The 12,347-nt window shown below is 55.1% G+C and carries 10 protein-coding genes; 2 read left to right on the top strand and 8 right to left on the bottom strand.

From position 1 onward, the window contains the following. Positions 1-14: 14 nt before the first annotated feature. Together FGQ49_RS02050 and FGQ49_RS02045 are read right to left on the bottom strand one after the other, a co-directional pair. A complete protein-coding gene (locus tag FGQ49_RS02050; protein ID WP_138268258.1) occupies positions 15-740 on the bottom strand; it encodes an ABC transporter permease in 726 nt (241 codons plus the stop codon). Beyond that, complete coding sequence (locus tag FGQ49_RS02045) at positions 737-1,501, bottom strand: ABC transporter ATP-binding protein (RefSeq protein ID WP_138268257.1); 765 nt, start codon at positions 1,499-1,501, stop codon at positions 737-739. Before FGQ49_RS02045 ends, FGQ49_RS02050 begins: the two co-directional genes overlap by 4 nt. 142 nt (positions 1,502-1,643) lie before the next feature. On the opposite strand from FGQ49_RS02045, the gene FGQ49_RS02040 reads away from it, so the two are divergent. Together FGQ49_RS02040 and FGQ49_RS02035 are read left to right on the top strand one after the other, a co-directional pair. Further along, complete coding sequence (locus tag FGQ49_RS02040; RefSeq protein ID WP_138268256.1) at positions 1,644-2,345, top strand: response regulator transcription factor; 702 nt, start codon at positions 1,644-1,646, stop codon at positions 2,343-2,345. Between the two features lie 4 nt (positions 2,346-2,349). After that, entirely contained in the window at positions 2,350-3,750 is a 1,401-nt protein-coding gene (locus FGQ49_RS02035; RefSeq protein WP_138268255.1) for a sensor histidine kinase, read from the top strand. Between the two features lie 52 nt (positions 3,751-3,802). Here the strand turns inward: FGQ49_RS02035 and FGQ49_RS02030 are convergent, their stop codons facing one another. Genes FGQ49_RS02030 through FGQ49_RS10790 form a run of 6 tightly spaced genes read right to left on the bottom strand, consistent with a single transcriptional unit; the run spans position 3,803 to position 8,557 of the window. After that, on the bottom strand, positions 3,803-4,006 hold the full coding sequence (locus FGQ49_RS02030; protein WP_055163968.1) for a hypothetical protein: 204 nt from the start codon (positions 4,004-4,006) through the stop codon (positions 3,803-3,805). A 50-nt stretch (positions 4,007-4,056) separates the two neighbouring features. Next, positions 4,057-4,347 carry a CD1845 family protein gene (locus FGQ49_RS02025; RefSeq protein WP_138268254.1) on the bottom strand — a complete coding sequence of 97 codons (291 nt, stop codon included), beginning with the start codon at positions 4,345-4,347 and terminating at the stop codon, positions 4,057-4,059. Next, a complete protein-coding gene (locus FGQ49_RS02020) occupies positions 4,347-4,766 on the bottom strand; it encodes a hypothetical protein (protein WP_243112204.1) in 420 nt (139 codons plus the stop codon). Before FGQ49_RS02020 ends, FGQ49_RS02025 begins: the two co-directional genes overlap by 1 nt. Before the next feature lie 23 nt (positions 4,767-4,789). Next, positions 4,790-5,128 (bottom strand): plasmid mobilization protein, encoded by a 339-nt coding sequence (locus FGQ49_RS02015; protein ID WP_055163962.1) that lies wholly within the window; start codon positions 5,126-5,128, stop codon positions 4,790-4,792. A 1-nt stretch (position 5,129) separates the two neighbouring features. Then, positions 5,130-5,939, bottom strand: a complete 810-nt coding sequence (locus FGQ49_RS02010) for a DUF3849 domain-containing protein (protein ID WP_138268253.1) — start codon at positions 5,937-5,939, stop codon at positions 5,130-5,132. Between the two features lie 2 nt (positions 5,940-5,941). Continuing rightward, the gene (locus FGQ49_RS10790; RefSeq protein WP_431731923.1) at positions 5,942-8,557 is read right to left on the bottom strand and encodes an SNF2-related protein; all 2,616 of its coding nucleotides are present in this window, start codon (positions 8,555-8,557) and stop codon (positions 5,942-5,944) included. Positions 8,558-12,347 lie beyond the last annotated feature (3,790 nt).

The following is a 12,347-nucleotide window of genomic DNA, read 5'->3' as shown; positions in this document are numbered from 1 at the left end:
TTCTCAATCCCTCCTTACTCATAGCGTTTGCTTTTCGCCAGCCACAGTGCAATAGCAAGGAACAAAACAGTCTCCATCAAAGATACCGCGCTCACAGTCATATCGGGCTGGGCGCTCATGGCAACTGCCGGTTTCAGCATAAGCACAAAAGGATGAGCCATCAGGACAGCAAGATTTGAACTGGCCAGCGCCATACCGCTTAAAAATCCTGCGACCCCTACACCGAGAGGTATCCACATATTTTCAAAGCGCGAAGAAATCAGCAGCATAAACGACAACACCGGCATAGATGTGAGGAAAGAATATCCGGCAAAGCGCACCAGTGTTCCCATCTCAAATGCTCCTTCCGGCAAATCTGTCATGCCGATCTGCATAAGTGCTAAATTTTGCAGTACGATTGCAACCAAAAACATGACCGTCAGAATCAGGAATTTGCACAGGTACATAGCCGGAACGCTCATGGGGAGCATATACATCTTCTTGATGGCGCTGCCCTTAAACTCCATGTTGTAGACCATGCAGGTGGCAACCACGATACCGAACAGGTTCAGGATCATAATCACACCGTAAAGCTGGGTCAGCAGAACATCCATCGGGGCCAGCGGCAAATTCAAAAGCGTATCTTTCCGCACAAGGAAATTAACAAATGCGTATGCAGCTCCTAACACTCCAACCGCCAGCAACACAGGAATGACGCCGGTCCGCTTTTCTTTCCGAAGTTCGATTGACAGTACATTCATAGCTGTGCCCTCTGCTTTCTGGCCGCGTTATCTTTCTCCACCATCGAGAGGAACATATCCTCCAGATTGTCCGCCGCAAAACCAGCCCGTAAAGCACTTTGGCGAAGCTCATCCAGACTTCCTTCAAACAAAAGCCGGCCATGATTGAGAATGCCAATGTCATCCGCTATCAGCTCAATCTCGGACAGCATATGGGACGAGATCAGGATTGTGCAGTCGTACAGATCCGGCAGAGATTTCACCAGGTTGCGGATCTCATGGATGCCGGAAGGGTCAAGTCCGTTTGTCGGCTCATCCAAAATAAGGATAGGGGGCCTGCCCAGCAGCGCACCGGCGAGGCCGAGACGCTGTTTCATTCCCAGCGAATATTTCTTTGCCAGCCTGTCACCAAATTCCGTCAAGCCCACAAGGTCCAGTGCGTCCTCCACAGCACTTTTCGGCAGTCCCAAAATCCTACGGATAATATCGAGATTTTCCCGGCCAGTCAGGTTCGCATAAAACGAAGGGGACTCAATAAACGAGCCGACCTCCTTCAAAATCGCAATCCGGTCAGCCGGGAATTGCTTTCCATCAATGGTAAAACTGCCTTTTGTGGGAGCTGTCAGGCCCAGCAGCATTTTCATAGTGGTGGATTTGCCTGCTCCGTTCGGGCCGAGAAAACCATAAATACTGCCTTTGCGGATATGAAGCGAAACATGGTTGACAGAAGTGAAGTTCTTATATTTCTTCGTCAACTGTTCCGTAGTGATAATGTAATCCATAAGAACATCTCCTTTCATTGACTCCATCATAAAACATTAACCTGACTTCTACATTCTCGCGTCCTTACTTTTACCTTACTTTTTCGGGATACCCACCGCAGGCTAGTCATCCTGTGCTATAATAATTTCAGGAGGTGAAGCTATGGATAACTCTTTTCTGCATCGAAAAAAGCTCTTGCTTGTAGATGATGAGCCGGATTTGCTGAAAATGGTATCAGATATTTTGAAGGATGCCGGTTTTGAAGCCGTCCTTGCTGCCGCATCCGTGAAAGAAGCCGTCATGGTGGCAAAACAGGAAAAACCTGATTTGATGATATTGGATGTAATGCTGCCAGATGGAGACGGTTTTTCCCTGATGGAGCAGCTCCGTACATTTACAGATGTGCCGGTAATCTTTTTAACAGCAAAAGACGAAGCCGCAGACAAGCTGGCCGGTCTTGGCCTTGGTGCGGATGATTACATTTCAAAACCGTTTATGCCGCAGGAACTATTGCTGCGTGTCTATGCGGTCTTGCGCCGCACTTATAAAGAGGACAGCCCGCTGGTTATCCTGGATGGATGTACGATTGATTTTAGTCGGGCAGAGGTCAACAAAGGGGGCGAGGTTATCTCCCTGACCGCAAAAGAGCATACCCTGCTGGAAACGCTGGCCCGCAATGAGGGAAAGATCGTCACGCTTGACGCTCTTTGTGAAGCGTTATGGGGTGACAACCCTTTCGGCTATGAAAACAGCCTGAATGCCCATGTGCGGCGTATTCGGGAAAAAATTGAAGCCGATCCATCAAAGCCGGTTTCTTTGATTACGATCAAGGGGCTGGGCTATAAACTGATTACAAGGAAGTGACGCCATGAAATCTTTTGGAACATATATTTCAAAACATTTGGCGTCTTTCGCTGCGTTTCTCCTGATACTGGTGCTTATCAATATTATTCTGTTTGGAGCGACCTTCTATCACACAGTTTCAGAGGATTACGGAGAAGCGTCCCCACGCGCTATGCTTGAGATGGCCTCCGCTGCGGCAACCACAGAGGGCCTGACGGATGATGCGGTACAGAAATTGCGTCAGTACAATATCTGGGCTATGTATTTGACACCAAATGGAAAGTGCTTTTGGACCCTCGATGTGCCAGAAGAAGTGCCGCGAAATTACAACATTCAGGATGTAGCTTTGTTTTCAAAAGGTTATCTGGAAGATTATCCTGTTTTTGTCTGGAATACGGACGAGGGCTTGTTGGTTTTGGGGTATCCAAAGGATAGCTACATGAAGATCACCAGCAACTACTATTCCATTGAGGCAATTCAAAAAATCCCTTTCTATGTGATGGGAATGTTAGGCATGGATGCGCTGTGCCTGTTTTTGGCCTATTACTTTTCAAAACGCAGGATCATCCAGAATACAGAGCCGATTGTAGAAGCCATTGAAACATTGGCAGATGGCAAACCCGCTTCGCTCCATATTGACGGAGAGCTATCCGAAATTGCAGCCAGTGTAAATAAAGCCTCTCAGATAATAAGCAGGCAGAACGAAGCCCGCGCCAACTGGATCAGCGGCGTCTCCCATGACATCCGTACACCGCTTTCTATGATTATGGGATATGCTGGTCGGATAGCCGCAAATGAAGCAACCACTGATAAGGTTAGAGAACAGGCCGAAATCGTGCGAAAGCAAAGCGTCAAAATCAAAGAACTTGTGCAGGATTTGAATTTAGTATCCCAACTGGAATACGAAATGCAGCCACTTCACAAGGAGCAGATACGCCTGTCCAAACTCATTCGTTCCTATGTAGCCGAATTGCTCAACTCCGGGATTTCTGATGCCTATACGATTGAAATTGATATTGCACCAGAAGCAGAAAATGCCATGTTGGAATGTGATGCACGCTTGATTTCACGGGCAATCAACAACCTTGTTCAGAACAGCATCAAGCATAATCCGCAAGGTTGCAAAATCCTGCTTTCCCTTAAATACACCGAAGAAACGCTTACTCTATCTGTTGCTGATAATGGAGTAGGGCTTACCCCTGAAAAGTTACAAGAATTAGAGGAAAAACCCCACTATATGGAAAGCACCGATGAACGACTTGATTTGCGGCATGGACTGGGGCTTTTGCTTGTGCGTCAAATTGTTGAGGCGCATGATGGTTCTATGAAAATAGATAGTGCGCCAATGCAAGGTTATGAGGTAACACTGTCTTTCTCTCCGCTTCTAAAAAGTGGAAAAAATAATGTCTCTATTCATTCAAAGTGATATAATCAAGGCGGCCTGCATCTGCAGGCCGCCTTTGTTGATGGTATTCTGTTCAGTCTTTGCGCCGGATCACGGGAACCTGTTTTACCTTTTTCCCCACAGTCCGCCGTTCCAGAGCAAACACCATGTCGCTGGTGCGCTCAAAAAATCCGATGTCCTTTTTCCAGCTCATGCCGCATTTACAGTGCTGCAAGCCGATGAACTGCTGTTTCATTTTCCTGCCGCAGACCGGGCAGACCTTGTTGCTGGCCCCCATGACGCCACCGCCTTTCCATGTTCCGATTATACCATATCCGGGCGGCGCGTTCACCTGTAAATGCGGTCCTGAATTGCATACCGCAATCCCTGGACCTTTCCCAGCAACCAAGCCGCCGCAGTCGGCAGTCCCATCGGGCTGATAAGAAAGGCAATCACCAGCAGGATGATGCCATTTTGCAGGGAGTAGGTTACAAGCACAGCCACCCCTAAAAGGGCGACTACCAAAGCGGCCAGCCCAAGGACCATGCCGGTGCAGTACAAAAGGATGGTACAAATCCAGACGAACAGGGTCAGGGCGACCACCAGGGGCGCGGCCAAAATCTTCAAAATCAGTCTCATCACAGTCCCTCCTTCATACATTCCTCATACATCGCCTGCCGCTTCTTTTGGATTTCCCGCATTTCCTGCTCGGTGGGGTCCCGGTCCTCATCGGTGACAACATATTCCAGGTAATTCACATAGGCATCTAACAGGGCATCCCGCAGGTCCTCCGGGGTCTTGCAGAACTCGGCGCTGAACCATTCCTCCCGGCGGTTGTTCCAGGCCAGCAGCGTATAGCCCCGGCTGGTCTTTACCACCTCATAGTCAGGGTCAGCATCCAGATACGGGCCGAACACCTTCAGCACTTTTTCATGTGTCAGCATATCGCAATCAGCTCCTTTACCTCGTGCGCTGTTTTCGTTTCTGATTTCAGCATAGCGGCCCCAGCTTCTTTTTGCAAGGATGCGGCCAAAAAAGAAAGAGGGGCGGCAAGCCAAAGTTCTGGCCGCCGCCCGCACCCTTATTTCAGGGCCGCCAATGCCGAGAGGATATGTTCCGCCGCCTCCCACAGCTTTTCCTGTCCCTGCCGTAGATCTTCCAGGTCGGCATCATAGATGCGTCCTGTCTCATGGACGCGCCGGGTGAGCTGGTTTAAGTTGTTGCTGCTCCGGCGCAGCAGGGATACCATCTCCCGAAGCTCCGGCAGTTCCAGACGGACCACATACCCATCCAGGGCCATCTTCCGCAGATAGGCCGCCATGTTCTGTGTGCCGAGCTGGGCCATCTTTGCCTCGATCAGCTCCCTTTCCTCTGGAGTGACGCGGAATTTCAGTTGGATTTCCCGTTCCCGGTTCGCCATATCAACGCTCCGCCTCTTTCTTCCTGGCTGGGGCAGAGCGCCGGGGAGCCGCCGGAGCCTTTTGCAGTTTCTCCCGGACAGAGGGTTTTTCTCGTTCTCCGGCAAGCTGCCGCACCTGCTTCAGAAACAGGTCGGTCAGACCGGGATTGCAGCGGTCCACCACCAGATACTCGCTGTGCCGGTCCTGGGGGCTGCCCTCCGGCAGGGGCATCGTGCTGGCCCATGCCTTATTGTCGCGGGAGATGCGCCCATCCCATTCCTTATGCCGGACCGTGTTGGCCAGCACATACTGTACCCGGTCCGCCCCGAACTGTTCTAATACATCGTTCACAGCGGCTTCGGCATCCAGCCGGTTATTGCTGTAATGGCGGCCGATTGCCTGTTCGATGGCCTCCTTGCAGGCATGGCTTGCCTGAAACGAGGCGTTGTATTGTGCCATCTCCCCATGCTCGGACGCATACGCCGCCGAATGGGGATAGAGGGGCGTATTTTTCAGTGTTTCCTGGGCCTGATACAGCTCGTTTGCCCTGGTTTCGATGGTGTCCCGTATCACATCCATGTAGCTGGTTTCCAGCTTCTCAAAGTCCTTGTAAACATCGGCCAGCGGCGCGGGCGAAGCCAGAAGCGCCTTTGCTTGGGCTTCGGTCAGCTCCAATTCCTCCATGCACATCACGATGTCCTCCCGGACCGTGTACTCGTAGGCATGGTTTAAGACCTCCGCCGCAGGCTGGTTTTTCAGCCAGTCGCGGTACTTGTCCTGTTCAGCAGCCATCTTTTCATAAAGGGCTGTCAGCATTTCTTCCTGTGTCATAGTTATCGCACCTCCTCATGGTTTTTGGATTTTTTGTCTGCCGCTCTCGGCGGCATGGGACGGCGAAGCCCCTCCAGGACGGAGGGGCGTGTACTTTTGGCAACGATGGTTTCCTGGGGGCCGGGGGCCTTGCTGTCGATATTGAGCAGCGTGTCCAGCTCTGTAAGCCGGGCCGATTTCTCCCGCAGTTCATCCTCATAGGGGAAGGGCCTGCCGACTTCTTCCTTTGCGGCGGCCTGCTGCTGGTAGAGGTTATCAAGCTGGGCTTTCACGCTTTCCAACCGCTGGGGCATCTGCGCCAGGGCATTGTCAATGCGAGTCAGGTTGCCGCGCGGGTCTACGCCAAGAGTGGCCTGATGGGTCATCTGGCCTTTCAGTTGCAGGGTGTATTCCTGGCGGAAGGCATCAAAGGACACCGACATGACAAAGCCCCGGTAACTTCCCACCTGGACCGGCTCGGCGTTTTTCACTTCCTTACAGGCGTCTAAAAGGGCGGCACCGGCATTCTCCTTGTCGGTAAGGGTATCGCCCCGCACCTCCATCCCGGCAAAGCTGTCCTCCGGGTGGGGATGGGCGGCCAGTATTTCCATATCCGCCTCAAGCCCCTTAATGAAGCCTTTGTGCTTTTCGATCTGCTCCGGGAAGTATTTCAGAAGATTATCCTCCATCTGGTACTGCTTGCTCTGGTGGTCGGCCTTCATCAGCTTCAGACGGGACACATCCACATCCAGGTCCATGCGCTCTTTGATGCGGGGGTCCCCGGCGCAAAGGGCCTTAATCTCGGCAAAGGAGAGCGCCGTTTCATCCACATCATCACAGCTTCGCACCGGCGATTTTGAGGACATGATCTGGCTGATGAATTTCTGCTTGTTCTCCACCGTCTGCCAGAGGTAGGCATCAAAGGTCCCCTCGGTCACATAGCGGAATACATGGACCTTTTCATTCTGGTTGCCCTGGCGCTCAATGCGGCCTTTCCGCTGGGCCAGGTCGCCGGGCCGCCAGGGGCAGTCCAGGTCATGCAGCGCCACAAGGCGATCCTGCACATTGGTCCCGGCCCCCATCTTTTGGGTACTGCCGAGCAAAACGCGCACCTGGCCGGTACGGACTTTAGAGAACAGATCCTTTTTCCGCACTTCAGTATTGGCCTCATGGATAAACGCGATCTGTTCGGCGGGCATCCCCTGGGCGATGAGCTTCTGCCGGATGTCCTCATACACCGTAAAGGCCGGTTCCGGCTCCGGCAGCGGCACCGCATCTTCCAGGGCGTGCAGGGTCGGATTGTCCAGCGCCTTCGCCACCTTTCTGGCGGAGCTTGCCTGGGGTGTGGAAATATCGCAGAATACGAGCTGGGTCAGCTTATCCGCCTGCCCGTCCCGCCAGATCTGCATGATATTGTCCACGCATTGATTGACTTTGGTTCCCGGCTCATCCGGCAGCAGCGGATTGATGATCCGCTGGTCCAGCCCCAGCTTGCGGCCATCGCTGGTAATCTTGAGCATATTGTCCTCCCTGGGGTCAATGCTCCCGCCGTGTACCTTGGCCGCCCGCTCGGAGAGGGCCTTCACCATCTCTTTCTGGTGTTCGGTGGGCTGGGCCACGATATTGTGGTATTCCACCTCCGGGGTGGGAAGATGGAGCTGGTCGGCGGTCTTTATATCCGCGATCTCTTTGAACAGGTTCATCAGTTCCGGCAAATTGAAAAACTTGGAGAAACGGGTCCGCGCCCGGTAGCCGGTTCCTTCTGGGGCAAGCTCCAAAGCGGTCACCGTCTCCCCGAAGCGGCTGGCCCAGCAGTCAAAGTGCGCCATGCCCAGCTCCTGAAGCCGGTCATATTGGAGATACCGCTGCATGGTGTAAAGCTCCGTCATACTGTTGGAAACCGGCGTGCCGGTGGCAAAGATAACGCCCCGGCTGCCCGTGATCTCATCCATATAGCGGCACTTGGCAAACATATCGCTGGATTTCTGCGCGTCCGTAGTAGAGAGGCCCGCCACATTCCGCATCTTGGTATAGAGGAACAGGTTTTTGTAGTTGTGCGCCTCGTCCACAAAGAGCCGGTCCACGCCGAGCTGTTCAAAAGTTACCACATCATCCTTGCGGCCTTCCGCTTGCAGCTTTTCCAGCCGGGCCTCCAGGGATTTCTTGGTCCGTTCCAACTGTTTCACCGTGAAGCGTTCCCCGCCGCTGGACTCCACCTCGGAGATGCCCTCGGTGATTTCCCATATCTGTTCCTGTAAAAGCCGCTCCTGGCGTTCCTTGCTGATGGGGATTTTCTCAAATTGCGAGTGTCCGATAATGATGGCATCATAGTCGCCGGTGGCGATGCGGGCGCAGAACTTCTTGCGGTTGTGCTTCTCGAAGTCCTTTTTGGTTGTCACCAGGATATTGGCCGAAGGGTACAGCCGCAGGAACTCCGAAGCCCACTGTTCGGTCAGGTGGTTCGGGACCACGAAAAGGGATTTCTGGCACAGCCCCAGGCGCTTGGCCTCCATCGCGGCGGCCACCATCTCAAAGGTCTTGCCCGCGCCCACCTCATGGGCCAGCAGCGTATTGCCGCCGTACAGCACATGGGCGATGGCGTTTTTCTGATGCTCCCGCAGGGTGATGGACGGGTTCATGCCGCCAAAGACGATATGGCTGCCGTCATACTCGCGGGGGCGGGTGCTGTTCATTTCTTCATTGTATTGGCGGACCAATGCCTGCCGCCGCTCCGGGTCCTTCCAAATCCAGTCCTTAAATGCCTCCCGGATGGCCTGCTGCTTCTGCGCGGCCAGAGTGGTTTCCTTGGCGTTTAACACCCGGCGCTCTTTTCCGTCCGCATCCTCCACCGTGTCATAGATACGGACATCCCGCAGGTTCAGGCTGTCCTCCAGGATTTTATAGGCGTTGGCCCGGTTGGTCCCGTAAGTGGTGTAGGCGGCCACATTGTTGTAGCCCACAGAGTTTTTCCCCGTCACCTGCCATTCGGCGGTGTAAGGGACATACTTCACCTCGATCACATCCCGCAGATAGGGCGGGGTCTTGAAAGTCTCGTACATAAACTGCTGGATGTATTCCTTATCAATCCAGGTCGCACCCAGCCGCACCTCAATCTCAGAGGCATCCAGGTCCTTGGGCTGGGCGGCAGTGAGCGCCTCCACATTGATGGAAAACGCCGGATCGCGCTCCGCCGCCCGCTGTGCCTGGCGCAGCTTCTGCCGGACATTACCGGACAGGTATTCATCGGCGGTCACATAATGGGGTGTTCCATCCGGCTCCGTAATCCCCGGCACCTGGAAGATCACGCCCCGCAGTTCCTCGGCCAGCTCGTTCCCGGTCCTGCCGGTGAGCGAAGCCATATAGCCCATATCCACACAGGCTTTCTCCGAAATGGAGACTGCCAGGGCTTCGGCGGCGGTGTCCACGGAGGCCACCGCCTCATGGGGCTTAATGGTCCGCTTGGTGAACATATCCGCCTTTCGTTCCAGCCTGCCATCCTCGTCCAACACTTCCAGCGCACAGAGCAGGTAATAGCTGCTGTCATCGGAAAAGGCCAGCCGGTTCGCCCGGTCATTGATAAGGCCGTACTTGGCAGAAAAGGTATCATAGAGCCGGTTCAGCTCCGCCATCTGTTCCCGGATAGCGGCATCCGGCATGGCGGCGTTCATTTCCAGGTCGATGAGCCGCTGCACACAGTCCCGCAGCTCCACCAGCCCCTTGATGCGGGCCTCGGCGGTAGCGTTTAAGTCAGGGCGCACCATGCGGCTGTTTTCCCGGTAGTACACCGCGCCATCGACCACCGTGTAAGAATAGTTTTTCACATCCGGGTCTGCCGGGAGGGAGGTGTCGATGTCCTCGCCTTCGCCCAGCTCCGGCAGCGCGGCTTCGGTATAGCGGCCCTGGATATGCTGCATCGCTTCACGGAGCTGCTGTTCCAGGTCTGCGCCTTCCCTCGGATTGCAGACGAGCTGGGGGCCAAACGGCCCGGTCACAATATCCAGGTCGCCCAGCACCATTTCCGGGTGGGTACGGAAGTAGCGGTTCATGGTCACATGGTCGTGCCGTTCCCGCCCGTCCTTATCTGTATAAGTGTTTGTGCGTAACAGGTCTGTCTCCACCCATTCCGGCAGCGGCTCTCCCTGCATCCGGGGAACCTCCCGCTTTTGCAGGAAAACGATGTCCATCGCAATATCTGTCCCGGCATTGGCCCGGAAGGTGGTGTTCGGCAGGCGGACCGCGCCCAGCAGGTCGCAGCGCCGGGCCATATACTCTCTGGCGTGCGCGTCCTTTTTATCCATTGTGCCGCCGCTGATGCCGTTGGAAGTGATGAAAGCAATGATGCCGCCAGCCCGCACCTTGTCGATGGTCTTGGCAAAGAAGTAATCGTGGATCAGCAGATTGTGCCGGTCATAGGGCCGGTCACTCACCCGGTAGTTGCCAAACGGTACATTTCCGATGGCAAGGTCAAAAACGCCATCAGGGTACTGCGTTTTCTCAAAGCCGTTGACCTCGATGCGGGCATTGGGATAGAGCTGGCGGGCGATACGCCCGGTGATGCTGTCCAGCTCCACGCCGTACAGCTTGCTTTCGCTCATGCTCTCCGGGAGCATCCCGAAGAAGTTGCCCACGCCGCAGGACGGTTCCAGAATGTTGCCGCTGTGAAAGCCCATCTGCTCCACGGCCTCATAAATGGCGCGGATCACCATAGGGCTGGTGTAGTGGGCGTTCAGGGTGGAGGCCCTGGCCGCCTCGTATTCCTCCGGGGTCAAAAGCTCCTTCAGCTCGGCATACTCCTTGGCCCAGGCGGTTTTGGCCGGGTCGAAAGCCTCCGGCACGCCGCCCCAGCCCACATAGCGGGACAGCACTTCCTGCTGTTCCGGGCTGGCCTGCTGGCCCGCAGTCTCAAGCTCCTTCAACAGCCGGATGGCCGTGATATTGGCCTGATATTTGAGCCTCGGTCCGCCTTCCCCCAGGTGGTCGTCTGTGATGTGGAAGTTCTGCCCGGTTCGGCGGGGCTGGTCCGTGTTTTCCTGATGGTCAGCCTGCTCCGCAGAAAAGGCCGGTTCCGGCGGCGTGGGTTCCGGCTCGTCTATGTGCAGCCGTTCCACCACCACATCATAGGGAAGTCCGTTTTTGTCCCCCGGATAGACCGTTACCGGCTCGGAGGTGATTTCCGGCGCAGGGGGTTCTTTTTCCTCCTGCGTGAACAGTCCGGCGTTTCGCTCATCCTGGCGTAGCCAGGTTTCAAACTGTTCCCGGCTGATGACATCATAGCTCCAGGCATAAGGCCCGGTATAAATGCGGACCGTTGTATCTTCAATGGCATCAATCGTGCCGGTGATGGGGTGGTCAGGCGCAGGGAGCGTTACCTGATCGCCCACCTGGTAAGATGGAGTTCCTTCCAATGGGGATGTGTGCCGGTCTGCGAAGCCTTCCGGGTCCTGAAAGAAGCCGTCCAGCTCCTTTACATACATTCCCCGAAGAAGCGGAGCCAGTTCATCCCATCGGTATGCCAGGGTCGCAAGTTTTCGTTCCTCATGGTCCAGGATCTCCACCTCAACGCTGGTGGTGAAGGTGCGGTAGTCTGCTATATCCCCGGTCACAAAGTCCATCGTCTCCACGCGCCCGGAATACAGCTCAGAAAGGCGCTGGGCGATTTTGGTATTGCCCTCGCCATCCCGCAGCCAGCGGGAAATGTACTCCTTGTCCTGCCAGGTAAACAGCCCGGAAGTCAGCACTTCCCGCAGGTCCTGGTCCGTTTTCTCCGGGTCAGCAGAAAGGAACTCGGTAATGGGGCCGTTTCGCAGGTCGTTTTTCAGAAGCTGCTCAAACCGTTCCCGGCTCTCGGCCCGGAAGATCGGGTAAGCCATGCCAGCGGGAAGAAGCTGTACCGTATCCTCCCGCAGCTCTGTGATCTGGTATTCCTGATTGTCCAGATAGACCATATCGCCTACATGGTAGACCGGTGCGGAGGGGTCATAGACCTTTTTCTCCGGGATGGCCTGCTGGATGGCCTCGTATTCCTCATCGGAAACGGTAATGTCGATCTCATGGGTCGGCTCCCCATTCCCAATGGTGATGGTGTCTCCCTCGCGGGTGACAGGCTGGCCGGATAAGTCCGGCGCAGGCGGCTCTGGCTCCGGCTCGGCGTGTTCCTCGGCTGCGACAGCCTCCACATCCTGCATCACCTGCTGGATGAACAGGTCGTTGTCCAGCTTTTCCGGGTCTGCCACCTGACCGTTCACAATCCCGCGCTCGGCCAGGGCCTCCCGGATGGCGATAGGGTCGATGTTGTCAAAGCGGTCCTGTTCTTCTTGAGTATAGAAGCGGTCCTCCTTAATGAGCTGGGCGATCCGGCGCTGCACTTTGGGCCACGGCACATCGCCCGCCGCGCCATCCGCCGTGACAGGAAAGGCAGGCAGCGCATCG

The organism is Anaerofustis stercorihominis, from assembly GCF_005844425.1.
Classification (GTDB): Bacteria; Bacillota; Clostridia; order Eubacteriales; family Anaerofustaceae; genus Anaerofustis; species Anaerofustis butyriciformans.
This window is presented reverse-complemented; position numbering and strand designations above follow the sequence as displayed.